16 protein-coding genes are annotated in these 25,812 nt (G+C 65.1%); 8 read left to right on the top strand and 8 right to left on the bottom strand.

Annotated elements, in window-relative coordinates; genetic code table 11:
• Window positions 1–25 precede the first annotated feature (25 nt).
• The 6 genes from AC3WR3_RS04515 to AC3WR3_RS04490 are packed head-to-tail and all read left to right on the top strand — an operon-like array spanning window position 26 to window position 8,489.
• Window positions 26–1,081 (top strand): efflux RND transporter periplasmic adaptor subunit, encoded by a 1,056-nt coding sequence (locus tag AC3WR3_RS04515; protein ID WP_492291365.1) that lies wholly within the window; start codon window positions 26–28, stop codon window positions 1,079–1,081.
• Entirely contained in the window at window positions 1,074–4,226 is a 3,153-nt protein-coding gene (locus AC3WR3_RS04510; protein ID WP_492291283.1) for an efflux RND transporter permease subunit, read from the top strand. The genes AC3WR3_RS04515 and AC3WR3_RS04510 overlap by 8 nt, the downstream gene beginning before the upstream one ends.
• Before the next feature lie 27 nt (window positions 4,227–4,253).
• Entirely contained in the window at window positions 4,254–5,393 is a 1,140-nt protein-coding gene (locus AC3WR3_RS04505; protein WP_492291282.1) for an efflux RND transporter periplasmic adaptor subunit, read from the top strand.
• Window positions 5,386–6,075 carry an ABC transporter ATP-binding protein gene (locus AC3WR3_RS04500; RefSeq protein ID WP_429107481.1) on the top strand — a complete coding sequence of 230 codons (690 nt, stop codon included), beginning with the start codon at window positions 5,386–5,388 and terminating at the stop codon, window positions 6,073–6,075. Before AC3WR3_RS04505 ends, AC3WR3_RS04500 begins: the two co-directional genes overlap by 8 nt.
• Window positions 6,076–7,290 carry an ABC transporter permease gene (locus AC3WR3_RS04495; RefSeq protein WP_492291281.1) on the top strand — a complete coding sequence of 405 codons (1,215 nt, stop codon included), beginning with the start codon at window positions 6,076–6,078 and terminating at the stop codon, window positions 7,288–7,290.
• Window positions 7,290–8,489 (top strand): ABC transporter permease, encoded by a 1,200-nt coding sequence (locus AC3WR3_RS04490; RefSeq protein WP_492291280.1) that lies wholly within the window; start codon window positions 7,290–7,292, stop codon window positions 8,487–8,489. The genes AC3WR3_RS04495 and AC3WR3_RS04490 overlap by 1 nt, the downstream gene beginning before the upstream one ends.
• Here AC3WR3_RS04490 and AC3WR3_RS04485 read toward each other — a convergent pair.
• The gene (locus tag AC3WR3_RS04485; RefSeq protein ID WP_492291279.1) at window positions 8,486–10,942 is read right to left on the bottom strand and encodes a diguanylate cyclase domain-containing protein; all 2,457 of its coding nucleotides are present in this window, start codon (window positions 10,940–10,942) and stop codon (window positions 8,486–8,488) included. The two genes, AC3WR3_RS04490 and AC3WR3_RS04485, sit on opposite strands and share 4 nt — an antisense overlap.
• A gap of 408 nt (window positions 10,943–11,350) precedes the next feature.
• Between AC3WR3_RS04485 and lplA the strand changes: the two genes are divergently transcribed.
• A complete protein-coding gene (gene lplA, locus AC3WR3_RS04480; RefSeq protein ID WP_492291364.1) occupies window positions 11,351–12,367 on the top strand; it encodes a lipoate--protein ligase in 1,017 nt (338 codons plus the stop codon).
• 173 nt (window positions 12,368–12,540) lie between these two features.
• The gene (locus tag AC3WR3_RS04475) at window positions 12,541–14,235 is read left to right on the top strand and encodes a pyridoxal phosphate-dependent decarboxylase family protein (protein WP_202046745.1); all 1,695 of its coding nucleotides are present in this window, start codon (window positions 12,541–12,543) and stop codon (window positions 14,233–14,235) included.
• Between the two features lie 76 nt (window positions 14,236–14,311).
• On the opposite strand, the gene AC3WR3_RS04470 is transcribed toward AC3WR3_RS04475, so the two are convergent.
• From AC3WR3_RS04470 to xthA, 7 genes are all read right to left on the bottom strand, one after another.
• Window positions 14,312–14,668, bottom strand: a complete 357-nt coding sequence (locus tag AC3WR3_RS04470) for a copper-binding protein (RefSeq protein ID WP_492291278.1) — start codon at window positions 14,666–14,668, stop codon at window positions 14,312–14,314.
• Window positions 14,669–14,709: 41 nt separating this feature from the next.
• On the bottom strand, window positions 14,710–17,838 hold the full coding sequence (locus AC3WR3_RS04465) for an efflux RND transporter permease subunit (protein WP_492291277.1): 3,129 nt from the start codon (window positions 17,836–17,838) through the stop codon (window positions 14,710–14,712).
• Window positions 17,839–17,911: 73 nt separating this feature from the next.
• Window positions 17,912–19,429, bottom strand: a complete 1,518-nt coding sequence (locus tag AC3WR3_RS04460; protein WP_492291276.1) for an efflux RND transporter periplasmic adaptor subunit — start codon at window positions 19,427–19,429, stop codon at window positions 17,912–17,914.
• A 273-nt stretch (window positions 19,430–19,702) separates the two neighbouring features.
• The gene (locus tag AC3WR3_RS04455) at window positions 19,703–20,152 is read right to left on the bottom strand and encodes a hypothetical protein (RefSeq protein ID WP_139436360.1); all 450 of its coding nucleotides are present in this window, start codon (window positions 20,150–20,152) and stop codon (window positions 19,703–19,705) included.
• 153 nt (window positions 20,153–20,305) lie between these two features.
• Window positions 20,306–23,425 (bottom strand): efflux RND transporter permease subunit, encoded by a 3,120-nt coding sequence (locus tag AC3WR3_RS04450; protein WP_492291275.1) that lies wholly within the window; start codon window positions 23,423–23,425, stop codon window positions 20,306–20,308.
• Window positions 23,426–23,434: 9 nt separating this feature from the next.
• On the bottom strand, window positions 23,435–24,634 hold the full coding sequence (locus AC3WR3_RS04445) for an efflux RND transporter periplasmic adaptor subunit (RefSeq protein ID WP_139436364.1): 1,200 nt from the start codon (window positions 24,632–24,634) through the stop codon (window positions 23,435–23,437).
• 271 nt (window positions 24,635–24,905) lie between these two features.
• Window positions 24,906–25,712 (bottom strand): exodeoxyribonuclease III, encoded by an 807-nt coding sequence (gene xthA / locus AC3WR3_RS04440; protein ID WP_139436366.1) that lies wholly within the window; start codon window positions 25,710–25,712, stop codon window positions 24,906–24,908.
• Window positions 25,713–25,812: the final 100 nt, after the last annotated feature.

Here is a 25,812-nt window from a genome sequence, read left to right as displayed (position 1 = left end):
ATGACGCCAGGGAAGGAGAGTGATGATGGAAAAGATCCGGTTGCTGGGGATCACCTTGCTGGTGATGACATCGCAGGCCATGACATCCCCCCGGGCCCTGGCTGCAGACGCGGAGCCGATTGCCCCGCTGACAGAGCCCTTGTTGACAGTGGCGCCACAGCCGGTGACCGACTGGCTGACGCTGGATGGTACCGTCAGCGCCATCCATCAGGGGACGGTGGCGGCCCAGACCAGCGGCCGGGTCTCCCGCATGCTGGTGGATGTGAACGACGAGGTGGTGGCGGGGCAACCGTTGCTGGAGATCAGCGGCAAAGAGCAGTTTGCCGCCGTCACGGGTGCCGAGGCGCGGCTAGCCCGGGCGCAGGCCCAGCAGGTGGAGGCAGAGCGCCAGCTCGCCCGCTTTCAGGCGCTGATTGCCAAGGGGGTGATCACCCGCGCCCAGCTTGATAATGCCGAGGCCTCCGATCGCGCCGCCCGCGCCGAGGTGAATGCGGCCGATGCGGCCCTCACTCAGGCCCGCGAGGCCTACGGTTATACCCGCATACTGGCCCCCTACGCCGGTGTGGTGACCAAACGGTTGGTGGAGTTGGGGGAGACGGTCGCCCCAGGTACGCCGCTGCTCTCCGGCTTCTCCCTTGATGAATTGCGAGTGGAGGTGGAATTGCCCCAATCCGCGCTCGCCCTCGCCGGTCAACCTGCGGATGTGCAGGTGCTGCTGCCCGATGGCAAGACCGTTACCCCCGCCAAATTGACCCGCTTCAACTATGCCGACAGCCAGAGCCACGCCTTCAGGTTGCGCCTCGACTTGCCGCCGCACACCGCCGGGGTATTGCCCGGCATGTGGCTCAAGGTGCAGCTCAAGCAGGGTGAGCGTCAGGTGTTGCAGGTGCCGGATCGCGCCCTGCTGCGGCAAGGGGAGTTCAATGGCGTCTATCTGCAGCAGCCCGCTGGCTGGGCCCTGACGCCGGTGCGGGTCGGCCATTGCGTCGAGGGACAGTGCGAGATCCTGGCCGGGCTGCAAACCGGTGACAAGCTGGCCCCCGATGCCTGGGCGCAGCAGCAGGAGGTGGCCCATGAGTAGCGAGCTGAACGGCAACAGGGAGAGGCTGGGGCCCGCCGGTCGGCTGGCTGCGCTGTTTCAGGGCTCGGCCATCACTCCGCTGTTGGCGCTGGTGGGGCTGTTGCTCGGCCTGTTTGCGGTGCTGGTGACCCCCAAGGAGGAGGAGCCGCAGATCGATGTCACCTTCGCCGATGTCTACATTCCCTTCCCGGGGGCCACCCCTGCTGAAGTGGCCTCTCTCGTTACCACCCCTGCCGAGCAGGTGGTCTCCCAGATAAAAGGGATCGATACCCTCTACTCCTTCTCCCAACCCGATGGGGCCCTGCTGGTGGTGGTGTTCAAGGTGGGGGTGAGCCGCGAACAGGCCATCGTCGATCTCAACAACCAGCTCGACTCCCACCGCGACTGGCTGCCACAGGGGATCGGGGTCGGTCAGCCACTGGTGAAACCCCGGGGGATCGATGATGTCCCCATCGTCAGCCTCACGCTCTGGAGCAAGCAACTGGGCGCCCCCGAGCTGACCCGGGTCGCCCATGAGCTGGAGACCGAGCTCAAGCGACTGCCTGGCACCCGCGATATCTACAGCCTGGGGGGCCAGCGTGCCGTGCTGCGGGTGATGCCGGATCCGGCGGCCTTGAGCGCCCATGGCATCAGCTGGGGCGAGCTGAGTCAGCGACTGGCGGCCGCCAATCAGGTGGGCACGACACAGGCCACCTGGCAGGACAACAGTGAGATCAAGGTGCAGGTGGGGCAGTTCCTGCAAAGCGAGCAGGAGGCTAGAGAACTGGTGGTGGGGCTGCACGACGGCCGGCCTGTCTATCTGGGGGAGGTTGCCAAGGTCTCTCTGGGTCAGGAGACCCCGACCAAACGCAGCTGGATGGGGCAGGGGCAAACCAGTTATCCGGCGGTGACACTGGCCATCGGCAAGCAGCCGGGCCAGAACGCGGTGGAGGTGGCCAAGCGGGTGGAGGCGCGGGTCGAAAGTCTCAAAAATCGGCTTATTCCGGCTGGGGTCGAGGTGACGGTGACACGGGACTACGGCGTTACCGCCGAGACCAAATCCAACACCCTCATCGGCAAGCTGATTTTTGCCACCACGGCGGTGGTGCTGCTGGTGCTGGTAAGCATGGGCTGGCGCGAGGCGCTGGTGGTGGGCGTTGCCATCGTCATCACCCTGGCACTGACCATGTTTGCCAGCTGGGCCTGGGGCTTTACCCTCAACCGGGTGTCGCTGTTTGCGCTGATCTTCTCCATCGGCATTCTGGTGGATGACGCCATAGTCGTGGTGGAGAACATCCACCGCCATCGCGGCCTGGGCAAGGGATCCCTCAAGGATCTGATTCCGGGGGCAGTGGACGAGGTGGGTGGGCCGACCATACTGGCGACCCTGACCGTGATCGCGGCCCTGCTGCCGATGGCCTTTGTCAGTGGCCTGATGGGCCCCTACATGAGCCCCATCCCCATCAATGCCAGCATGGGAATGCTGATCTCCCTGCTGGTGGCCTTTATCTTCTCCCCCTGGCTGGCGAACCATTTGCTCAAGGGGGACGTGCACGCTGCCCACGGCGAGGCCAAGGCTGGCCTTTTTCACCGGCTGATGACCCCTTTCCTGATCGGTGATGGCGCCGAGCGTGCCAGACGCAAGCTCTGGCTGCTGGTGTTGCTGCTGGTCGGGGCGGCTACCGCCATGCCGGTGGTGCAGTGGGTGGTGCTCAAGATGCTCCCCTTTGACAACAAGTCGGAATTCCAGCTGGTGCTCGATATGCCGGAGGGGGCGACCCTGGAGCAGACCGAGCGCACCCTGCTGGCAGTCGGGCGGGAGCTTGCCAAGGTGGAGGAGGTGAAGGATTACCAGATCTACGCCGGTACCGCGGCCCCCATCAATTTCAACGGGCTGGTGCGCCACTACTTTATTCGCAGCGGCGCCAACGTGGGGGATATTCAGGTCAATCTGGTGGACAAGCATGAGCGCCATCGCAGCAGCCACCAGATTGCCCAGTCGGTCCGGGCACCGCTGCAGGCCATCGCCAGCGCGGTGGGGGGCAATCTCAAGGTGGTGGAGGTACCCCCCGGCCCGCCGGTCTGGTCCCCCATCGTTGCAGAAGTGTATGGCCCGACACCGACAGCCCGTGAGGCGGCAGCGCGCGCCGTACAGGCCCGTTTTGTGGCTACGGCGGATCTGGTGGACGTGGATATCTATCTGACCGACCCGCAGCCCAAGTGGCGGCTGGTGGTGGATCGCAGCAAGGCGGCCCTGCTCGGGGTCGATCTCGGCGACCTTGTGAACACCCTCAATGGCGGGGTGGGTTATCAGGATGCCAGCTGGCTGCAGGGGCATGGCGCCAAGTATCCGGTGCCGATCCGCATCGAACTGGCCCCCGGTGACAAACGGGATCTGGCGGGCGTACTGGCCCTCAAGGTGCGCAGCCAGAGCGGCCAGTTGGTGCGGGTCTCCGAGCTGGTGTGTCGCCGTGATGAGGTGGCCCCCAGCTATATCATGCACAAGAACATGCAGCCCATGGTGATGGTGGTGGCCGACATGGGCGGCCATACCGACAGCCCGCTCTATGGCATGTTTAGCGCTGGCGCCGATATCGATCTGCCCCAGTATTACGTGCAGCAGCCCGACAAGCTGGGGGAGGTGGCGCTGTTGTGGGACGGGGAGTGGAAGATCACCTACGAGACCTTCCGCGACATGGGCATTGCCTACGGGGTGGGGATGATCCTCATCTATCTGCTGGTGGTGGCCCAGTTCCGCTCCTATCTGGTGCCGCTCATCATCATGGCCCCCATTCCGCTCACCCTCATCGGGGTGATGCCGGGCCACGCCATGCTGGGGGCCCAGTTCACCGCCACCTCGATGATCGGGATGATCGCCCTGGCCGGGATCATAGTGCGCAACAGCATCCTGCTGGTGGACTTTATCGAACAGCAGCGCAGCGCCGGAGTGGTATTCGAGCAGGCGGTGATCAAGGCGGCGCAGGTGCGGGCCAAACCCATCATGCTGACGGCGCTGGCGGCGATGATCGGGGCCCTGTTTATCCTCGATGATCCCATCTTCAACGGTCTGGCCATCAGCCTGATTTTCGGGATCCTGGTCTCCACTCTGCTCACCCTGGTGGTGATACCCTTGCTCTATTATGCCCTGCTCTCCTGCCAGACGTGACGGGAGCCAATAGCGAAAGGATGCGCGATGAAGAGAGGCTGGCTGTGGTGGGCGGCGGGTGCCGGGGTGGCGGTGGCGGCCCTGGCATGGTGGTGGCGACCCCAGGGGACGCCGGTCAAGCTGGTGGCGGTCGGGCGGGGAGATGTGCTGGTGACCCTGGTCAACACCCGGGCCGGCACCATCAAGTCGTGCCAGCGGGCCGGGCTCAGTCTGCCCGGTGGCGGCGTGGTTGCGCAGATCGCCGTCAAGGCCGGGGACAGGGTGGCGCAGGGGGATCTGCTGCTGACCCTCTGGAGCGACGATATCCGCGCCGATCTCAGCCGCGCCCGCGCCCAGCAGGCCCTCGGCAAGACCCAGCGCGAGGAGCGCTGCAGCGAGGCCGCCTACTACGAGCGGGAGGCCAACCGGCTGGCCACCCTGCTCGCCAAGAACCTCACCTCCCGCACCCTGGCCGAGCAGGCCCAGAACCTGGCCGATACCCGCCGCTATATCTGCCGGGCCTCCCGCCAGCAGGAGCGGGTGGACGAGGCGCTGGTCGCCCAGGTGGAGGCCCGCCTGGCCGAGCGCCGACTGTTGGCGCCCTTTGCCGGGGTGGTGGCCGAGGTCAACAGCAAGCTTGGCGAATACATGACTCCTTCCCCCCCAGGGGTGGCCATGCCCCCCGTCATCGATCTCATCGACGATCGCTGCCTCTATGTCTCGGCCCCCATAGATGAAGTGGATGCCGCCCGCCTCAGGGTGGGCCAGAGGGCCCGGGTATTGCTCGATGCCATGCCCGGGCGCGACCTTGCCGCCACTGTCACCCGTATCGCCCCCTATGTGAAGGAGCTGGAGAAGCAGGCCCGCACCGTGGAGGTGGAGGCGGCGCTCACCGCCCCGTCGAGCGACGTGCCCCTGCTCATCGGCTACAGCGCCGATCTCGAGGTGGAGGTGACCCGCGCCACCGATGTGCTGCGGGTGGCGGCCAGCAGCCGGGCCGACGATGGCAGCGTGCTGCGGCTGGAGGGGGATCGGCTGGTGCGGGTGCTGCCCCGCTGGGGGGTGGAGAACTGGAACTGGATTGAGGTGGCGGAGGGGCTGGCCGCCGGTGACAGGCTGGCGGCCCAGCCCGGCCAGATAGTCGGGGAGGGGCCCTTCAGCGCCGCCAAGGAGCAGACGGATGAGTGATCTCATTCGCCTCGAGGCCGTCAGCCGTCGCTTCACCCTGGGGGGCACTGAGGTGGCGGCCCTCGCGCAAGTCTCCCTGCGGGTCGCCGAGGGGGAGTATCTGGCGGTGATGGGCCCCTCGGGCTCCGGCAAGTCGACCCTGCTCAACGTGCTGGGGCTGCTGGACCGGCCAGACGAGGGGCGCTACTGGCTGGGAGGGGAGGACACGGCCACCCTGTCAGAGCCCGCGCTGGCCCGGCTGCGGGGCCAGCGCATCGGCTTCGTGTTCCAGTCGTTTCACCTCATCTCCCGCCTCACCGCCCGGGAAAACGTCGAGCTGCCGCTGATGCTGTGCGGCGTCGCCCCCGCCGAGCGCCACAGTCGCAGCCAGCGCCTGCTGGAGGAGCTGAGGCTGGACAATAGGGCCGACCACAGGCCCGCCGAGCTCTCCGGCGGTCAGCGCCAGCGGGTCGCCATCGCCCGGGCCATGGCCATGGCGCCGCGCCTCATCCTGGCGGACGAGCCCACCGGCAACCTGGACTCCCGCTCCGGGGAGGAGGTGATCACCCTGCTGGAGGGGCTCAACCGGGAGCAGGGCATGACCCTGGTGGTGGTGACCCACGACCCCCGCCTCGGCGAGCGGGCGGGCAGGCGGCTCTCGATGGATGACGGCCGCATCAGCAGCGACAGCGGCGGGGGCTGAATGCGGCGCCCCGATGCCCTCCGCTTCGCCGCCGTGGCCCTGCTGCGCCAGCGCACGCGAGCGCTGGTGCTGATCCTGGCGGTGAGCCTGAGCGTCACCTCGGTGCTGCTGCTCACCGCGCTGGGAGAGGGGGCGAGGCGCTATGTGGCCGAGCAGTTCAGCTCCCTTGGCAAGGATCTGCTGGTGATGTTCCCGGGCCGCAAGGAGACCACGGGCGGGCTGCCGCCGGTGACCGGCAACAGCCTGCGGGAGATCACCCTGGATGACATGCACTACCTGGGCCAGCATCATCCCCAGCTCAGGCTGGTGCCGCTGGTGATGGGCTTTGCCGAGGCCAAGCAGGGGGCCCGGGTGCGTCAGACCATGCTGCTTGGCAGCAGCAACGACTTGCGGCATACCCACGGGCTGACCCTGCTCGCCGGCCGCTGGCTGCCGGGGGAGGCCACAGAGGACAGACCGGTCGCCCTGCTCGGAGACGTGGCGGCCCGTGAGCTGTTCGGTCAGGCGGATCCGGTCGGTCAGTGGCTGCGTTTTGACAATCGTCGCTTTCGGGTGGTGGGAGTCTTCACCAGCCAGAGCAGCAATCTGGGGATGGACATGGCCGAGGCGGCGCTGATCCCGGTGGGCAGCGCCATGGGGCTGTTCAACACCGAGGGGCTGTTTCGCCTGCTGATCCAGCCGTTGGCCGGGCAAGCTGTGCCCCCGCTGATCACGCGCCTGGAGCAGCTGATGCAGGGGCGCCACGGGGTGCTCGATGTGACTCTGGTGCGGCGCGACGCCATGCTGGCCACTTTTTCTACCATTCTGGCCACCCTCACCCTGGCGGTCGCCGGTATCGGGGCCATCAGCCTGCTGGTTTCCGGCATCATGATGATGAATCTGGCGTTGATCAGCACCCGCCAGCGCACCGGCGAGATAGGCCTGCTCAAGGCGCTGGGGGCCGACAGCCGCCAGATCCGCCAGCTGTTCTTGTGGGAGGCGCTGCTGCTGAGCGGCGGTGGCGCCCTGTTTGGCACGGCCCTGGGCTATGCCCTGGTGGCCCTCGCCGCGCTGATCTGGCCCAGCTTCCCGGCGGCGGTCCCTCTGCTCGCGACCCTCTGCACCATACCGGCAGCCCTGCTGACCGGGCTCTTCTTCAGCTGGCTGCCCGCCTCCCGGGCGGCGCGGCAGGATCCGGTCAGCAGCCTGCGCAGCGGGCAATGGAGCGGCGGCTGATGCGCCTCGCCGATCTGCTGTTCTGGTTGTGGCGCGCCTTATTGGCAGGGCGCAGCCGCAGCCTGCTGTCGGCGCTCGGCATCGCCATCGGGATCGCCTCCGTGACCCTGCTCACCGGCATAGGCGAGGGGCTCAGACTCTATCTGCTCGACAGCTTCTCCCAGTTCGGGACCCGGCTGATCGCCGTGACCCCGGGCAAGACCGAGACCGCCGGCGGCCCGCCCGGCATCCTCTCCAGCAGCCGCCCCCTGCTGCTGGAGGATGCCGATGCCCTCGCCAGATTGCCAGGAGTAGAAGCCGCCCTGCCGGTGGTGCAGGGGCAGGGGGAGGTGCGCAGCCGCGGGCTGACCCGCAGCACCGCCATTCTGGGCACCGGCTCGGCGGCGCTCTCCGGCTGGCGCCTCACCCTGGTGCAGGGGCGCTTTCTGCCCGCGGACGACAGCGCCATGCCCCGTGCCTATGCGGTGCTGGGCGCCAAGGTGGCCGCTGAGCTGTTCCCTGATGGAGACGGGCCGGGGAGCCTGCTGCGGGCCGGGGATCGCCGCTTTCGGGTGGCCGGGGTGCTGGCCCCCAAGGGGCAGTTTCTCGGCTTCGATCTGGACGACATGATCTACCTGCCTGCCGCCCATGCCCAGGCGCTGTTCAACAAGGAGGGGCTGCAGGAGATAGACGTCATCTATGGCGCCGGGCAGGGGGAGGCCGAGATCACGGCCCAGATCCGGCGGGTGCTGACGGCCCGCCACGGCGCCGAGGATTTTACCCTCACCTCCCAGCAGGACATGCTGGCGAGCCTCGACAAGATACTCACCATCATCAAGCTGGCGGTCGGGGGGCTCGGGATCATCTCGCTGCTGATCGGGGCGGTCGGCATCTTCAGCATCATGAGCATCGCCCAGCAGGAGCGGATCCCAGAGGTGGGCCTGCTGATGGCGCTGGGCTGTCCGCGGCGGCGCATCCTGCTGCTGTTTCTGCTCGAAGCCGTGGTGCTGGCGCTGCTGGGGGGCGCCATGGGGCTGGCCCTGCTCGGGGGGCTCAAGCTGCTGCTCGCCCTGCTGGCGGCCGGCTTGCCGCTCAGCCTCCATCCCCTCTATCTGCTGCTGGCCCTGGGGTGCAGCGCCCTGGTCGGTCTGCTGGCCGGGGTCGCCCCCGCGCTGCGGGCGGTGCGCCTGGACCCCGTGGTCGCCCTGCGGGGGGACTAGGCGACGATCCCGGTCATCTGCGCGGGGCGCTCTGGTGTGAACAGGGGGAAGTAGCGCCTGTCCGCCTGGCTCATGTGGCCGACCACCAGCTCCTGAAGGATGAAGTTGAGCAGCTCGTCGTTGCCAAGCGTCCCCGCCCTGGCGGCGGCCATCAGCTGGGAGGCCTTCTCCAGCAGCCTCTGGTGATCCTGTCGATGGCTGGCCAGCTCCCCATAGTCGTACTCTGCCAGCAACTGCTCTTCGAAGGCGAAGTGCTGGCGGGCCATCTCGAACAGGCTCGCCAGACTCTCCAGAAACGGCTCGGGATTTTCGCCCGGATCCTTGATGTGCTCCAGCAGGCGGTTGGCCAGCATGAAGAGCCGGTGATGCTCGGCATCGATGCGGGGATGGCCGCACTCATGGCCGGGATGCCACAGCAGGGCCCCCTGCGCCGGATCCCAGGCGGTCGTGAACAGGCAGACCCGGCCACGACCCTGGTTCTTCGCCTGATACATGGCCTGGTCGGCGTGGTGCATCAGTGTCTTGGGGTCGGCGCCGTGCTGCGGATAGAGGGCCACCCCTATGCTGCTGGAGATGCGCAGCGCCTGCTGCTCGAGCAAGAACGCATGGTGCAGGCTCTGGTGCAGCTTGTCGGCCACCCCCAGGGCGGCGTCGCCGGTATCGGGCAGCAGGATCACGAACTCGTCGCCCCCCAGCCGCGCCACCAGATCCTCCTCGCGCACGCAATGGCCCATGCGCTCGGCCACCAGCTTGAGCAGCAGATCCCCGGTCTCGTGGCCGAAGGTGTCGTTGATGGGCTTGAAGTGGTCGAGATCGATGAAGATGAGGGCCAGGGGACGCTCGGGCGCCTGCTGCAGCCTCTCTTTCAGCCGCTGTTGCAGCAGGCGGCGATTGGCCAGGCCGGTGAGGGGGTCGTGGAAGGCGAGGCGGCGCATCATCTCCTCCCGGGCCGCCCGCTCGGTGATATCCCGGGTCACCCCCAGGATGGCGTCCGGTCGCGCCCGGGTGTTGCCGTGCAGGGTGGTGACCGTCTCTATGGCCACCAGATGCCCATCCTTGTGACGCAGCTGGGAGTGGATGACGCAGCGGGTCTGGGCCTGCTCACCCCGTTGCCAGGCGGCCAGGGCGGCGCTCATCTCCTCGCGCAGCTGTCGCCTGGATTCGTCGGGCAGCAGTTGCTTGAGGGACATGGTGAAGAGCTCGTCGGGCTCGTAACCGCTGAGGGGGCCTATGGCCGGGCTGACGTAGCGAAAACGCAAGGAGGCGGTATCCATGGTCCAGATGACGTCGGCGCTGTTCTCCGCCACGAAGCGATAGTGCTGCTCGCGCTGGACCAGCTCCCGGGTGAGCCGCTGGCGATCCCGCGCCTCCTGGCGCAGCCGCAGATGGAGATACAGGAAGATGCCGAGCAGGGCCAGCAGGGAGAAGGTGATCAGCATGGCCACCGCCACACTCCTGTCGAGCAGTTGCCGCTGCTGGCGCAGGCTGGCCTGGGCACTGTTGTAGATGAAGGGGGCCAGGTTGGGCACCGCCTTGATCATGCCGGCATCCAGATAGGTTCTGGCGATCTGCAGCCAGCGCTCCTGCTGCATGTAGCCCGGCTCTATGAGGTCGGGCTGCATCAGCGCCCGGGTTTCGCGGGCCTCGAACGCCAGCTGCTCGCGTCCGGCCCCGCTCGGATACTGCGTCATGATGAGATCTATCATCTCCTCGGGATTGTCCATGGCATAGCGCCACCCCTTGAGGCTCGCCTGCAGGAAGGCATGGACCCGCTCCTGCCCGGTGGCGAGCTCGTGCTCAGAGGTAAAGAGGTTGTCGCCGTAGAAGTCAAAGCCGATGTCGCGGGGATTAAATACCCGGTAGGGGATGTGTCGCTGCGTCAGGGCGAAGGGCTCGGTGGAGCTGTAGGCGCTGATGGCGTCCGCCTTGCCGGTCAGCAGCGCCTGCAGCCCCTGCTCGTAGGGGAGGGTGTTCCACTGCCTGGTCTGCGTATAGTGATGAAGATAGGTCAGCAGCTCGTTGGATCCCGGCTCCAGCATCAGGCGCTTGTCGGCCAGATCCGCCGGGGTGCGGATATCGGGTCTGTCCAGGGTCAGCAGCACCAGGGGGGAGTGCTGCAACATGGCGGCGAGCACCACCACGGGGCGACCGGCGGCCCGGGCCAGCAGCAGATCGCTGCCACCGATGCCGAACTGGGCCCGGCCCGTGGTCACCTCGTTGATCACGTCGGTGCGGGGACCGGCCTCGCGCAGGCTGACCTGCAGACCGGCGTCCCGATAGAAGCCCTTGGCGATGGCGGCATAGTAACCGGCAAACTGGAACTGGTGCTGCCAGGGCAGTTGCACTGTGACGTGCTCGTCTGCGCGCAGGGAGGGGGTGATCAGGGCGGATATCACCACCCATATCGACAGTAGCCAGCGGCCAGGCTGGCAGGATGCATCGGACTCCGTCATACCGCTATTCTCTCGGGAGGTGCTCTGCTGGCTAGAGTCAGACAATTTCTTCTCCTTCGCAAGGGGAGGAAAGCCCATAAAGCAAAGGAATGCGGACTATTAAAACTCATTTTTGTGTCATTCATCACGCTGGGTGGAGGAACAGTGCGTTTTGGCACTTAATCTGGCCTGGCAGCGGCCCCTGGTGGATGAAAAAGAGAGTCATTTCATGCACCTCTTCATGCTTGCAGGCTGCCCCGTTGCTGATAGATTGCATTTTTTCGGCGCTTTCAGGTCAACTCCGGCCATCGCAGCCATAGTGGATGGCCGAACGGGTGGCTGGGGCCGTGGTCAGGGGAGGACGCCCCGGGAGCAGGGTGGTATGGTAGTCTCCCCTTTTTCCAATGAGGTCCCCCTATGTCTCCTCCCATGTCTCCCTTGCGCCTGCTCGTCTCCGACTCCCACGATCCCCTGTTCAACCTGGCGGTGGAGGAGTGCATCTTCCGCCAGATGGACCCCGCCCAGCGGGTGCTGTTCCTGTGGCGCAACGCCAATACCGTGGTGATAGGCCGGGCCCAGAATCCCTGGAAGGAGTGCAACACCCGCCGCATGGAAGAGGACGGCGTGACCCTGGCGCGGCGCAGCAGCGGCGGTGGGGCCGTGTTCCACGACCTTGGCAACAGCTGCTTCACCTTCATGGCGGGCAAGCCCGGCTATGACAAGGGCGTCTCCACCGCCATAGTGCTGGACGCGCTCAAGCGGCTGGGGATAGCGGCCTCTGCCTCGGGGCGCAACGATCTGCTGGTGGCCACGGCGGACGGGGATCGCAAGGTGTCGGGTTCGGCCTACCGGGAGACCCAGGATCGCGGCTTTCACCACGGCACCCTGTTGCTGGACGCAGACCTCGGCCGTCTGGCCAACTACCTCAACCCCGACCCCAAGAAGCTGGCGGCCAAGGGGATCACCTCGGTGCGCAGCCGGGTCGCGAACCTGTGCGAGCTGCTGCCGGGGATAGATCATCAGCAGGTGAATGACGCCCTCATCGAGGCCTTCTTCCACTACTACGGTGAGCGGGTGGCGCCCGAGCATATCTCCCCCGAGCGGATGCCGGACCTGCCCGGCTTCGCCGAGACCTTCGCCCGCCAGCGCAGCTGGGAGTGGAACTTCGGCCATGCCCCGGCGTTCAGCCATCAGCTGGACGAACGTTTCGGCTGGGGCGGGGTGGAGCTGCATTTCGACGTGGAGAAGGGGGTGATAGGACGGGCGCAGATCTTCAGCGACAGCCTGGATCCAGCCCCCCTGGATGCCCTGGTCGAGCGGCTGGTGGGGGCGCCCTACCGACCCGAGGCGATGGCGGCGCTGCTGCACTCGCTGATGGACGAGTTCCCGGCCAGGGCCCATGAGCTGGCGGAGCTGGAGGCCTGGCTGGTGACGGCCCTGCGCTGAGAGGCATGACCCGGATCACGAAACGGAGCACGGGCTCCGGCGCAGGGGGCTCGCCAGCCCCCGACTGCCGTGGTCATGATAAAAAGTAGGGCAGGCCATTAGTTATTGTCGCTGTCTCCTGCGCCGCCCCGGGGGTATAACCGGGGCACATTTGCAGTACTAATGGTCTTATCATGAGCGATCTTGTCTATCTGAAAGATGACGGCGTCAACGCCGTCCACCCCGAATTCTCCGCCCGTTTCGCCACCGTCAAAGCCAACTTCTTCTCCCGCAATCCCGATCTCTGGCCGGTGTTTCGCGAGCCCGGTTTCGCCACCCTCAACGAGTTTCGCGCCCGTGGCCTGGCGCCGGATGCGCGCCTGAACGCCTGGCCAGATGGCCGCGCCCGCCTCGCGGATCTCTGCGAGACCATGCCGGTGCCCGCGCAGATGCGCACCCCGGGGGAGCCCATGACGGAGCTGCTGTTTGCCGGCGCCCTGTCGAAAGACTGGGAGAACCCCTCCAGCGTCGAGAACGTCATCACCATGTCGGCGGATCCCGCCATCTACGGCGCCCAGATGGGGATCCTCGCCAACCCCAACCTGGTCTACTCCGAGTATGCCGGGGTGGCGGAGGAGCTCGAAAAGAAGGTGGTGCGCCAGATTGCCCTGCTGGCGGGTTACGATCCGGCACGTGCCACCGGCATCTTCACCCAGGGGGGGACCTTCTGTAACCTCTATGGCTACCTGCTCGGCATTCGCAAGAGTTTGCCGGAGGCCAAGCACAAGGGGCTCGGCCACTATCAGGACTACCGCATCATCAACTCCCAGGGCGGCCACTACTCCAACATCACCAACCTCTCCCTGCTCGGGGTGGACATAGAGAACAAGACCATCCGCATCCAGGTGGGCGAGAACAACGACATCGATCTCGCCGATCTCGAGCGCACCCTGACCGCCTGCTTCGCCCTCAAACACGTGGTGCCCACCATCATGCTCACCATGGGCACCACGGACACCTTCGGGGTGGACAGGGTCAAACCCGTGGTCGAGCTGCGTGACCGGCTGTGCGAGCGCTTCGAGGTGGCGGTCAAGCCGCACATCCACGTGGACGCCGCCATCGGCTGGTCGATGATCTTCTTCCTGGATTACGACTTTGCCGCCAACCCGCTCGCCATCAACGGCGCGACCCTGGCGGGCATAGAGCGCAACGTGGCGCGCTTTGCGGAGCTGAAATACGCCGACTCCTTCACCGTGGACTTCCAGAAGTGGGGCTATGTGCCCTATACCTCCAGCCTGGTGATGATCAGGGAGCAGGAGGATCTCAAGGCGATGGAGAACGACCCGGAGAACTTCTCCTACTTCGAGCGGGACATCCAAGGCCAGACCCACCTGCAGTCCACCATAGAGTGCTCCCGGGGGGCGAGCGGCCTGTTCGGCGCCTATGCCGCCCTCAACTACCTGGGGGTGGAGGGGTATCGCACCGTGCTGGCCCACTGCCTGCAAAATGCCAACTACTTCCGCTTCCGCCTGAGCCAGCTCGGCAACGTCAAACTGGTGGCCCAGGAGAATCAGGGGCCGAGCGTGGGCTTCAAGATCTACAACCCCGAGTGGGTGAGCGACCCGGAAGCCGAGTTCGCCTTCGAGCTGGCCCGCAGCCCGGACGCGGCCTACAAGGCGCGGCTGGCCCGCAACACCGAATACCACCGCAACCTGTTCAAGCAGCGCGGCAAGGTGGGGCTCTACACCAACTGGGTAGAGGCGGTGGCCCACTCGGAGTACGACGCGCGCGGCAAGTACTCCTATATCGCCGGGGAGAAGGCGGTCTTTATGAACCCCGCCTGCACCCGCGAGCAGATCGACGCCTTTATCGACCATATTCGCGGCTGAACGGCCTCGATTGCCAGGGCCCGGATAGCAAAACGGCGGGATTATCCCGCCGTTTTTTTATTACCGTGGCCAGCGTTCACTGCTTCTGCAGTTGCGTCACCGTCAGCTTGCCCGCCGGGTTCTCGGCGTGGAAGCGCACCGCATCCCCCACCTTGAGCTCCTCCAGCAGGGCCGGATCGGCCACCCGAAACACCATGGTCATGGGGGGCATCTTGAGGTTCGCGATGGCCTCGTGCTTGATCCCCACCTTGCCGTTGGGTGCGTCGATGCGGCTGATGATGCCGCGGGTCATGGTCACGTCGCCCGCCTCCGCCATGGTCATCCCCTTCATCTGGGACATGTCGTGCCCCTCGTGGTTCATGGTCATCTCGGCCTGTGCCTGCATGGCGCCAAGGCCGAGCAGCAGGGTCAAAGTGAGTGTCTTGTAGTTCATCTGATTTTCCTTAACGTCGTTGATTTGGTTGTGCAGCAGGGTTATTCGGCCTGTTCATTCACGCTTTGGTCCAGGGCACGGCGTTTCCACAGATAGAAGGCGGCGGGCAACACCAGCAGGGTCAGCACCAGCGCGCTCACCATGCCGCCGATCATGGGGGCGGCGATGCGCTGCATCACCTCGGAGCCGGTGCCGTGGCTCCACATGATGGGCAGCAGGCCGGCGATGATGGTCACCACCGTCATCATCTTGGGGCGCAGGCGCAGGGCGGCGCCGTGGATCACTGCCTGGTGCAGGCCTGCCTTGTCCGGCTTGCCGCTCGCCACCAGGTCATCCCAGGCGTGGTTGAGGTAGACCAGCATCAGCACGCCTGTCTCCACCGCCACCCCGGCCAGGGCGATAAAGCCCACCCCCACCGCCACCGAGAGGTTGAAGTCCAGCAGCCAGAGGGTCCAGATCCCGCCCACCACCGCCAGCGGTAAGGTAGTGAGGATGAGCAGCACCTCCTGGAAGCGGCGAAACGCCAGATAGAGCAGCAACACGATAATGGCGACGGTCAATGGCACCACGTAGGCGAGGCGCGCCTTGGCCCGCTCCATGTATTCGTATTGCCCAGACCAGGTGAGGGCATAGCCCGCCGGCAGCGCCAGCTGCTTGTCTACCTCGGCCTTGGCCTCTGCCACAAAAGAGCCGATATCGCGGCCGCGAATGTCGACGTAGACCCAGCCGTTGAGGCGCGCATTCTCGCTGCGCAGCATGGGCGCCTCGTCGCTGATGTAGACCCGCGCCACGTCCGCCAGCGCGATGCGTGCGCCGCTTGGGGTCACCAGCGGCAGCAGCTCCAGACTGGCTACCGAGTCGCGATAGCTCTGGGGGTAGCGCAGGTTGATGGGGTAGCGTTCGCGCCCCTCGATGGTCTGCCCCACCTCCATGCCGCCCACCGCGGTGGCGAGCACCGCCTGCACGTCGGCGATGTTGAGGCCGTAGCGGGCCGCTTTCAGCCGATCGATATCCACCTTGACGTAGCGACCGCCCGCCACCCGCTCGGCATAGACCGATGAGGCCCCCTCCACCTTGCCGACGATCTGCTCCAGCTGCTGGCCGAGCTGCTGGATCACCTTGAGGTCGGGCCCGGCAATCTTGATGCCGACCGGGGTCTTGATGCCGGTGGCCAGCATGTCGATGCGGGTCTTGATGGGGGGCACCCAGGCGTTGGTGAGGCCGGGGAAGCGGATGAGGGAGTCGAGCTCTTCTTTGAGCTTCTCCGGGGTCATGCCGGGGCGCCACTGATCCCGGGGCTTGAGCTGGATGCTGGTCTCCATCATCACCAGATCGGCGGGGTCGGTGGCCGATTCGGCGCGCCCCGCCTTGCCGAACACGTTCTGCACCTCGGGCACGGTACGAATGAGCTTGTCGGTCTGCTGCAGGATCTCCCGCGCCTTGCCCACCGAGATATTGGCCGCGGTGGTGGGCATGTACATGATGTCCCCCTCATCGAGCGGCGGTATGAACTCGGAGCCCAGGTACTTGAGTGGCCAGAAGCCCGCCACCGTCACCACCGCCGCCAGCATCAGCGTGGTTTTCGGACGGGCCAAGACGGCCTTGAGCAGCGGCACATAGCCCTGGCTCAGCCAGCGGTTCAGCGGGTTGGCCTGCTCCGCCAGCACCTTGCCGCGGATAAAGTAACCCATGATCACCGGCACCAGCGTGATGGCGAGTGCGGCCGCGGCGGCCATGGCGTAGGTCTTGGTGTAGGCGAGGGGGTGGAACATCCGCCCCTCCTGCGCCTCCAGCGCGAACACCGGCAAGAAGCTGATGGTGATGATGAGCAGGGAGAAGAAGATGGCGGGCCCCACCTCTATGCTCGCCTCGGTGATGATGCGCCAGCGGTTCTTGTCGGTGAGCGCCTCCCGCTCCATATGCTTGTGGACGTTCTCGATCATCACGATGGCGCCATCCACCATGGCGCCGATGGCGATGGCAATGCCCCCCAGCGACATGATGTTGGCGTTGATCCCCTGCAGGTGCATCACGATAAAGGCCACCAGAATGGCGATGGGCAGGGTGATGACCACCACCAGGGATGAGCGCAGGTGGAACAGGAAGGCGAGGCAGACCAGCACCACCACGGCGAACTCCTCCACCAGCTTGCCGGAGAGGTTGTCGATGGCGCGCTGGATAAGATCGGATCGATCGTACACGGTGACGATCTCCACCCCTTCCGGCAGGCTGCTTTTCAGCTCTGCGAGCCGTTTCTTGACCCCGTCTATGGTGTGCTGGGCGTTCTCGCCGAAACGCATGACGATGATGCCACCGACCACTTCCCCTTCGCCGTTGAGCTCGGCGACGCCGCGTCGACTCTGGGGGCCGGTGACCACATCCGCCACGTCACCCAGCAGCAGCGGGGCACCGCGCACATTGGTGCCGAGGGGGATCTGCTTCAGATCCTCCACGCTCTTCAGGTAGCCGTTCGAGCGCACCATGTACTCCGCTTCCGCCATCTCGATGACGGAGGCGCCGGTCTCCTGGTTGCCCTGCTGGATGGCGGTCTCGATGAGGGAGAGCGGGATGCCGTAGGCGCGCAGCTTGTCCGGGTCGACCCGTACCTGATACTGGCGCACCATGCCGCCCACGGTGGCGACCTCGGAGACGCCGTCCACCGTCTGCAGCTCGAACTTGAGCAACCAGTTCTGCAGGGAGGTGAGCTCGCTGAGGTCATGCTTGCCGGTTCTGTCCACCAGGGCGTACTGGTAGACCCAGCCCACCCCGGTGGCATCGGGGCCGAGCTGGGGGCGGGCAGAGGCGGGCAGATTGGGGGCCACCTGGCTCAAATACTCCAGCACCCGGGCACGGGCCCAGTAGAGGTCGGTGTCGTCGTCAAACAGCACATAGACGAAGGAGTCGCCGAAGAAGGAGTAGCCGCGCACCGTGGTGGCCCCCGGCACCGCCAGCATGGCGGTGGTGAGCGGGTAGGTGACCTGATCCTCCACCACCTGAGGCGCCTGGCCCGGATAGGATGTCTTGATGATCACCTGGACGTCGGAGAGATCCGGCAGGGCGTCCACCGGGGTCTGCTTCACCGACCAGAGCCCCCAGGCGGTGAGCATGAGGGTCAACAGCAGCACCAGAAAGCGGTTGCCGACGGACCAGCGAATGATGGCAGGAATCATGATTGGACTCCTTGCTCATGGGGCGCAGAGAGTGAAGAGCGGTTGTTGGCAAAGCCGCGAATGATGGAGGGGGTCATGACTTCTTCTCCATCTCGGGCATCGCCATCTGATGCTGGCTATGGTCCATGCCTTCCATCTCATCCTTTGCCGGCGCATCAGCGCTGGCCGGAGCACTCTCCTGATGGATGGTGGTGATGCGGTACTCATCCCCTTCCTGCAACACCTGCAGGTGCAGGGTCTGCCCCTCGGCCAGCTTGCTGATGTCCACCCCGTCCGCCACGGTGAACTCCATTTCCATGGCGGGCCACTGCCACTCGGGGATGGGCTGGTGGGAGACCATCAGGGTACGGTTGGCCAGATCGATGCTTTCAACCTCGCCCTGGGTCCACACCTGGGCGGGGCGCACCGCCGTCATGCGCTGGAAGTCAGAATCGATGGCCGATTCGGAGTCGAGCAGGAACTGGGCCGAGCTGACTATGCTGTCCCCCGCTTCGACCCCTTCCCGGATGGCCACCTTGTCGCCAAACTGGGGGCCCAGGGTGACGGCGACCGACTTGAAGCTGCCATCCCCCAGCGCCAGCACCAGCCTGTCCTGGCTGCCGGTGCGGATCACCGCTTCGCTCGGCACCACCAGCCGGGGTTCCCCCTGCCCGGTGCGAATGCTCACCTTGGCGAACATATTGGGTTTCAGGAACTCGTCCGGGTTGGCGAAGCGCAGCCGTACCTTGAGAGTGCGGGTGGCGGCATCCAGGGTCGGGTAGAGGTAATCGACCCTGCCCTGCCAGTGGCGGCCGGGGGCGTAGTCCAGGGTCATGGTGACTGGATCCCCCACCTTCAGCTGGGCGGCCTGGCGCTCGAACACCTCGGCACTGACCCACACCTGTTTGAGGGTGCTGATGTTAAAGAGCGCAGCGGCGGGCTCCACATACTGGCCCTCGCGCACTTTGAGCTCGGAGACATAACCGCTGCTCGGGGCATAGATGCGCACCGTCTCTTGCACCTGGCGGCTGCGCTTGAGGGCCGCTATCTGATCCGCCGGCACCTGCAGGGACTTGAGCTTGCCCTCGGCGGCGCGCAGCAGCAGGGGGTTGGCGGTGTTGAGGGCGAGCAGATACTCGTGCTGGGCGTTGACGAGATCCGGGGCGTAGAGCTCGTAAATCAGGCTCCCCTTGCTGACCTGCTGCCCCTCGCTCTTGATGGCGAGGGTGCGGATCCAGCCTGCCATGCGGGCGTTGACCGCCTCCAGCCTGTCCTCGTCATAGCCGACGTAGCCCACCGTCTCGATCTGCTGGTGGATGGGCAGCTTCTCCACCTTGGCGAGCCGCACCCCCAGGTTTTGCTGGATCTCGGGGCTGATGGTGACGGTGCCGGGGGAGCCGCTTTTTTGCTCCTCATAGACGGGAATGAAGTCCATCCCCATGTTGTCCTTGGCGGGGCCATCGCGCTTGTCGCGGGGATCCATGGGGTTGACCCAGTAGAGGGGCGTCTTCTCGGCGCTGGCGCCATCGCCAGGCAGGTGTCTGGCGACCCAGTAGCCGCCACCGGCGCCGAGGGCCAGCAGCAGGGCGGACATCAACAGTGTCTTGTTCATGACAAGCCTCCGGCGCGCGGGAGGCGAAGGGGCGGCTGGCACGGCCGCGCGCTGGCAGACCGGGTAACTGGGGTGGATGACATGGTATCTCTTCTCTTCTGTCAGGCCGCCGAGTGGGTGATGGGCAAGGCATCACGGGCGGCGAACGGGGCGCAGCTGTGTCAGCGCGCACGGCTCCCTGCGAGCGGGCCGGTTTGGCCAGGGCACAGGGTCAGGCAAGGCGGCAGAAAACGGGCAAGCCGAGGCTTGCCGCCGCCGCGAGAGAAGCGCTTTCTAGTGGCGCAGCACCGACAACATCAGGTGTCGGCGCGGCCAGGAGGGTGGGTGGGTACCGCGGGATCGCAGGAAGGGATCCCGCAACCAGTTGTCCAGCACGCTGCTCGCCGTCCCGAGGGGCAGCAGCAACAGGGGCAGGGCGAGCAGGGTCAGCAGGGCGGCCAGCAGCGGCAGCCCGGCCCCCATGGGCGAGGTGAGGCCGCCGTGCATCTGGCACTCGTCCTGATTGGGGTCGGCGGCAGCGTAGCCATCACCGCCGTCGTGACAGGAGAGCCCCTGCATGGCCGCAGGCATGGTGGCGGCCCCGGTCATGGCGAGGGAGGAGGACGTCGCCTCCTCCCTTGCCGCCGCGCCATGCCAGCTGATGCAGAGGGTGAGATTGCAGACGAGCAACAACGCCAGCAACAGCCGGGCGATGAGTTCTGTGGGCAATCTCGATGACAACATGGTGCATCTTTCCTGTGACGTATGGGATGAATGTAAACCTTACCTACAGGAGAAGGTCAAGGTTCGGCCTGTACCATCTGCCAAAGAGTTGATATGGATTAAGAAATGCCGGATTGGCAGACGAAGAAGCCCCCGCGTGGCGGGGGCTCAGGCTCAGGGTTTGGGGGGCTGGGCTTGCGACTCCGATCGCTTCATGATGAGGCGGAAGAAGAGCGGGATGAAGAAGATGGCGATAAAGGTCGCCGCCAGCATGCCGCCTATCACAGGCCAGCCGAGGGCATGGCGGCTGGCGGCACCGGCGCCGCTCGAGGTCACCAGCGGCACACAGCCGAGGATGAAGGCGAGCGACGTCATGGCGATGGGACGAAAACGCAGCCGCGCCGCCTCCAATGCCGACTCGAGGAGGTTCATTCCCTCCTCGTGCTTCATCACGGCGAACTCCACTATGAGGATGGCGTTCTTGGCGGCAAGGCCGACGAGCGTCACCAGCCCTATCTGGAAGTAGACGTTGTTGGTCAGCCCCACAGTCCAGGTGGCGAGCAGGGCGCCGAACAGGGCGAAGGGCACGGCGGTGATCACCGCAAACGGCAGTGTCCAGCGCTCATACTGGGCCGCCAGGATGAGGAACACCATCAGGATGCCGAAACCGAACGCGGTGCCGGCGCTGCCAGCGGCCTCTTTCTCCTGATAGGCGGAGCCGGTCCAGGCCAGGGTGGCCTCATTGCCCAGAGTGTCGTTGGCAACCTCCTCCAGTGCGGTTATGGCCTGACCCGAGCTGTAGCCCGGTGCGGGTTGGGCCATGATCTTGGCCGCCTGGAAAATATTGAAACGCTCCACCAGCTCGGGACCCGTGGTGTCACGCACCGTCACCAGGCTGCTGAGGGGGATCATATCCCCCTTGTTGGAGCGCACATAGACGTTGCGAATGTCGCTCTTCCTGGCGCGGTAGTCCGCCTCGGACTGCAACTGCACCCGGTAGGTGCGGCCGAACTGGTTGAAGTCGTTGACATAGACCTGGCCGAAGGTGGCCTGCATGGTGTCGAACACGGCGTTGATGGGCAGCCCCAGCGCCTTGGCCTTCTCGCGGTCGAGATCCAGGAAGACCTGGGGCACATTGGCGCGATAGGTGCTGGTGACGCTGGCCAGTTCGGGGCGTTGCTTGGCCGCCTCCAGCAGGCTGTCGACCTCGGCGGCGAAGGATTTCGCATCGCCGCTGCCGCGGTTCTGCAGATAGGCCTCCAGTCCGCCAGTGGTGGACATGCCCTGGATCGGGGGCGGGTTGAAGGAGGCGACGAAACCATCGGACTGCCCCATGGCGCTGAGCCCCTGCAGTGTCTTGGCCAGGGAGAAGGAGTCCTGCCCCTCACCCTCGCGCTCGCCCCAGGACTTCAGGGGGAGGAAGCTCACCCCCCGGTTGCTGACGATGGAGCTCGACAAAATGTCAAAGCCGGAGAAGGTCACCACGTCCTGCACATGAGGGTTGGCCATGGCGATCTGGTCGTACTGATTGGCCACCGCCTGGGTGCGAGTCAGGGAGGCGGCATCCGGCAGCATGACGGCGGAGAGCAGGTAACCCTGATCTTCGTTGGGCACCAGCTCCCCCGGCACCTTCATCAGCAGGCCGTAGATGGAGACCAGGATCACCGCGATGATGGTGAACGCCACCCCGACCCGGCGGTTGAGGAAGGCCACCCCGCGTACGTAGCGGGCGGTGAGGCTGTCGAACATCCGGTTGAACCAGACGAAGAAGCGGGCGGGTTCATGATGGCCCTCTTTGAGCAAGATGGCGCACAGGGCTGGCGACAGGGTCAGGGCTATCAGACCCGAGATGGCGACCGAGACGGCGATGGTGATGGCGAACTGCTTGTACATCACCCCGGTCATGCCGCCCATGAAAGCGACCGGCAGGAAGACGGCGCAGAGCACCAGCACTATGGCCACCACAGGGCCTGAGACCTCCTGCATGGCGAGAATGGCCGCCTCCTTGGGGGAGCACTTCTTCTCGCGCATGATCCGCTCGACGTTCTCCAGCACCACTATGGCGTCATCCACCACTATCCCGATGGCGAGCACCATGCCGAACAGGGTCAGCAGGTTGATGGAGAAGCCCAGTACCAGCATGCCGGCGAAGGTGCCGATGAGCGACACCGGCACAGCAATACAGGGGATCAGGGTGGCACGCAGGTTCTGCAGGAACAGATAGACCACGATAAACACCAGCACGATCGCCTCGAATAGGGTGTGCACCACCTCCTCGATGGAGATCTTCACGAACTCTGTGGTGTCGTAAGGGATGCGGTAATCCACATCCTGGGGGAAGCGGGCCTTGAGGCGCTCCATGGTCTCATGGACCTGGTTGGCCACAGCGACGGCATTGGCCCCCGGCTGCAGGTAGGTGAAGATCCCCACCGCCGGCTTGCCATTGAGGCTGGCGGTCACATCGTAGTCCTTGCCGCCGAGTTCGACCCTGGCCACATCCCGCAGACGGATCTTGGATCCATCCGGCATGGAGCGGACGATGATGTTCTGGAACTCGGTCACGTCCTCGAGCCGGCCCTTGGTCTGCACCGTGTAAGTGAAGTCGATGGGCGCCGTGGTGGGCTGGGCGCCTATCTTGCCGGCCGCGAACTGGGTGTTCTGCTCGCGGATGGCGCCTATCACGTCGCTCGGGGTGAGCTCGAGCTGAGCCAGCCGGTCCGGCCGCAGCCAGATACGCATGGCATAGTCGGTGCCACCGAACAAGGTGATGTCGCCGACCCCTGGGATGCGCTTGAGCTCATCGATGATGTTGAGCAGAGCGTAGTTGGAGAGGTAGGTGGTATCGAAGGTTCCCTTGGGCGAGGCCAGGGTGACGACCTGGAGGATGGAGGTCGACTTCTTGCGTACCGTGAGCCCCTGTTGTTTGACGTCATCGGGCATCTGCGCCATGGCGGCGGAGACCCGGTTGTTGACGTTGATGGTGGCCTGATCCGGGTCCGTCCCTATCTTGAAGTAGACGTTGAGGTTCATCTGGCCATTGGAGGCGGAGGAGGACTGCATGTAGATCATGTCCTCCACCCCGTTGATCTGCTGCTCCAGAGGCGCGGCGACCGTTTTGGCAATCACTTCCGGGGTCGCCCCCGGGTAGTAGGTGGTGACCGAGACCACGGGTGGGGTGATCTGGGGATACTGCTCGATGGAGAGGGAGCGCATCGCCGCCAGCCCGGCCAGCACTATGATGATGGAGATCACGCTGGCGAAGATGGGGCGCTCGATGAAGAACTTGGAAAACATAGAAACTCCTTACTGAGCGCCGCTGCGACTGATGACCTCGGCGCTGATCGCCTTCATCTGTTCCGGACTGACGGGCTTGACGATGGCGCCGGGACGCGCCTTCATCAGGCCTTCGGTCACATAGCGTTCTCCCGCCTTGAGGCCGCTTTCGATCAGGACGCCGCCCTCGACACTCTGTCCGAGCTTGACCAGACGAGGCTCAACCTTGTTGTCGGCACCGACCACCATCACCATGCGATCGGCCTGGGCTTGCTGTATGGCGCGCTCGGGGATCAGGATGGCATTCTTGCGCACCCCGAGTTCTATGGTCATGCGCACGAACTGGCCGGGCAGCAACTTGCCTTGCTTGTTGTCGAAGATGGCGCGGGCACGAATGGTGCCTGTCTGGGGATCGACCCTGTTATCCGAGAAGTTGATCTTGCCCGCATCGGGATAGACGGAGCCATCTGCGAGGCGGATATGGGTACGCCAGTTAGTGCTGTCCAGGGCTTGCAGCTTGCCGCTCTTGAGGGAGTTCTCGAAGGTGAGGCGATCCTGCTCCGAGTAGGAGAAGTTCACATAGAGGGGATCGAACTGGGTGATGGTAGTGAGCAGGCCACTGTCGCCGCTGGTGGTGATGAGGCTGCCCTCGGACTGTGAACTCTTGCTCGCCATGCCGTCTATGGGGGCCGTGACCCTGGTGTAACCGAGGTTGAGCGCTGCCTCCTTCACCTTGGCCTGGGCGGCTTGCAGGGAGGCCAGCGTTGCCTCGTAGTTCGCTATGGTGTCGTCATAGTCCTTGCGACTCACCACCTGGCGACGATAGAGGGGAATGGTGCGATCCTTGTCTGCCCTGGCCTTGTTGAGGCGGGCCTGCTCCTGGGCCAGGCTGCCTTGCGCCTGCTCCAGCGCCGCCTGATAGGGGGCGGGATCGATCAGGAACAGCTCTTGTCCCTCGGTGACCGGCTGGCCCTCCACATAGGTGCGCTTGAGCAGGATGCCGCCGACCCGGGAGCGCACATCGATCTCGCGAAAGCCGGCGGTCTCGCCGACCACTTCGGTGGTGAGGGGCACATCGGCAGGGGTGACGGTGGCCACCACCACGGGGACCGGGGGCAGTGTCTGGGCCTGAGCGCTTTTGTCGTCGCCACAACCCGTGAGCGCACTGGCGAGTGCCAGGGCCATAAAACCGCGTTTGAATGCTTCTTTCCTGGCGCCTGAAACCTTCATCTTCACACTCCTGCCGGTTGAGCCACTATGGTTGTGTGCAAATTGGATATCAATGGGGGCTGTTAATGACATGTTTGCACATTTAACGTTTTGCAATACAAGGGTTTTTTAATAATAGAGTGACAAAGTTGAGCCAGAGCTGTTGGCCCGGGTCCTGACGGCGGGAGGAGAGGGGGGGCGCGACAGCCTGTGACAGGGACGGTGAAAGGGTAGGCAGCAAGGAGCAAGCAAGTGCCAGTGGGGGCCTGATGCCCCCACTGGCGGGCGATCATCAGGCGAAGCAGGTCCAGATGGGGGCGTGATCGGAGGGTTTCTCGATGCCGCGCAGCTCGTAGTCGATGCCGGTCTCGGTCACCTTGTCCTTGAGGGCGTCGGAGGCCATGATGAGGTCGATACGCAGGCCCCGGTTCTCGTCAAAGCCCCTGGATCGGTAGTCGAACCAGGAGAAGCGCTCGCACTCGGTGGGGTTGGCGGCGCGGAAGGTGTCGGTCAGGCCGAACCCCTTGAGGCGCTCCATCCACTCCCGCTCGATGGGCAGGAAGGAGCACTTGCCATCCCGCAGCCAGCGCTTGCGGTTCGCCTCGCCGATGCCGATGTCGAGATCCGTGGGGGAGATGTTCATATCCCCGATCAGCGCTATCTGGTCGTCCGGGCTGTGGTGGGTCTCGAGGTAGTGCTGCAGGTCCTCGTAGAACTTCTGCTTGGCCGGGAACTTGGTCTCGTGATCCTGGCTCTCCCCTTGCGGGAAGTAGCCGTTCATCACCTTGATGACGGAGCCGTCTTCCCGCTTGAAGCTGGCCATGATCATGCGGCGCTGGGCATCCTCGGGATCGGTGGGGAACCCCTTCTGCACCTCGATGGGGGCCTGCTTGCTCATGATGGCGACCCCGTAGTGACCCTTCTGGCCGTGGAACACCACGTGGTAGCCCATGGCCTCCACGTCCGCCACCGGGAAGGCCTCGTCGTGCACCTTGATCTCCTGCAGGCCGATCACATCCGGCTGGTGCTTGTCGATGATGGCTTGCAACTGATGAAGACGTGCGCGCAGGCCATTGATATTGAAAGAGATGATCTTCATGTTCGGGGTGCTCATGTCGTTTTTATTAGTCGCTATTGGACTAGGAATCCGGTCTGGATGCAAGTTCCGGGGGACGCCCGGCGCCGCTCCTGAACTTGCA

Source organism: Aeromonas sp. EU05-FHT14A05, assembly GCF_058791175.1.
This window is presented reverse-complemented; position numbering and strand designations above follow the sequence as displayed.

Bases quoted from the DNA above. Each gene is read 5' to 3' on its own strand.
- AC3WR3_RS04515 (WP_492291365.1), top strand. From the start codon at position 26: ATGGAAAAGATCCGGTTGCTGGGGATCACCTTGCTGGTGATGACATCG.
- AC3WR3_RS04510 (WP_492291283.1), top strand. From the start codon at position 1,074: ATGAGTAGCGAGCTGAACGGCAACAGGGAGAGGCTGGGGCCCGCCGGT.
- AC3WR3_RS04505 (WP_492291282.1), top strand. From the start codon at position 4,254: ATGAAGAGAGGCTGGCTGTGGTGGGCGGCGGGTGCCGGGGTGGCGGTG.
- AC3WR3_RS04500 (WP_429107481.1), top strand. From the start codon at position 5,386: ATGAGTGATCTCATTCGCCTCGAGGCCGTCAGCCGTCGCTTCACCCTG.
- AC3WR3_RS04495 (WP_492291281.1), top strand. From the start codon at position 6,076: ATGCGGCGCCCCGATGCCCTCCGCTTCGCCGCCGTGGCCCTGCTGCGC.
- AC3WR3_RS04490 (WP_492291280.1), top strand. From the start codon at position 7,290: ATGCGCCTCGCCGATCTGCTGTTCTGGTTGTGGCGCGCCTTATTGGCA.
- AC3WR3_RS04485 (WP_492291279.1), bottom strand. From the start codon at position 10,942: ATGACGGAGTCCGATGCATCCTGCCAGCCTGGCCGCTGGCTACTGTCG.
- lplA (WP_492291364.1), top strand. From the start codon at position 11,351: ATGTCTCCCTTGCGCCTGCTCGTCTCCGACTCCCACGATCCCCTGTTC.
- AC3WR3_RS04475 (WP_202046745.1), top strand. From the start codon at position 12,541: ATGAGCGATCTTGTCTATCTGAAAGATGACGGCGTCAACGCCGTCCAC.
- AC3WR3_RS04470 (WP_492291278.1), bottom strand. From the start codon at position 14,668: ATGAACTACAAGACACTCACTTTGACCCTGCTGCTCGGCCTTGGCGCC.
- AC3WR3_RS04465 (WP_492291277.1), bottom strand. From the start codon at position 17,838: ATGATTCCTGCCATCATTCGCTGGTCCGTCGGCAACCGCTTTCTGGTG.
- AC3WR3_RS04460 (WP_492291276.1), bottom strand. From the start codon at position 19,429: ATGAACAAGACACTGTTGATGTCCGCCCTGCTGCTGGCCCTCGGCGCC.
- AC3WR3_RS04455 (WP_139436360.1), bottom strand. From the start codon at position 20,152: ATGTTGTCATCGAGATTGCCCACAGAACTCATCGCCCGGCTGTTGCTG.
- AC3WR3_RS04450 (WP_492291275.1), bottom strand. From the start codon at position 23,425: ATGTTTTCCAAGTTCTTCATCGAGCGCCCCATCTTCGCCAGCGTGATC.
- AC3WR3_RS04445 (WP_139436364.1), bottom strand. From the start codon at position 24,634: ATGAAGGTTTCAGGCGCCAGGAAAGAAGCATTCAAACGCGGTTTTATG.
- xthA (WP_139436366.1), bottom strand. From the start codon at position 25,712: ATGAAGATCATCTCTTTCAATATCAATGGCCTGCGCGCACGTCTTCAT.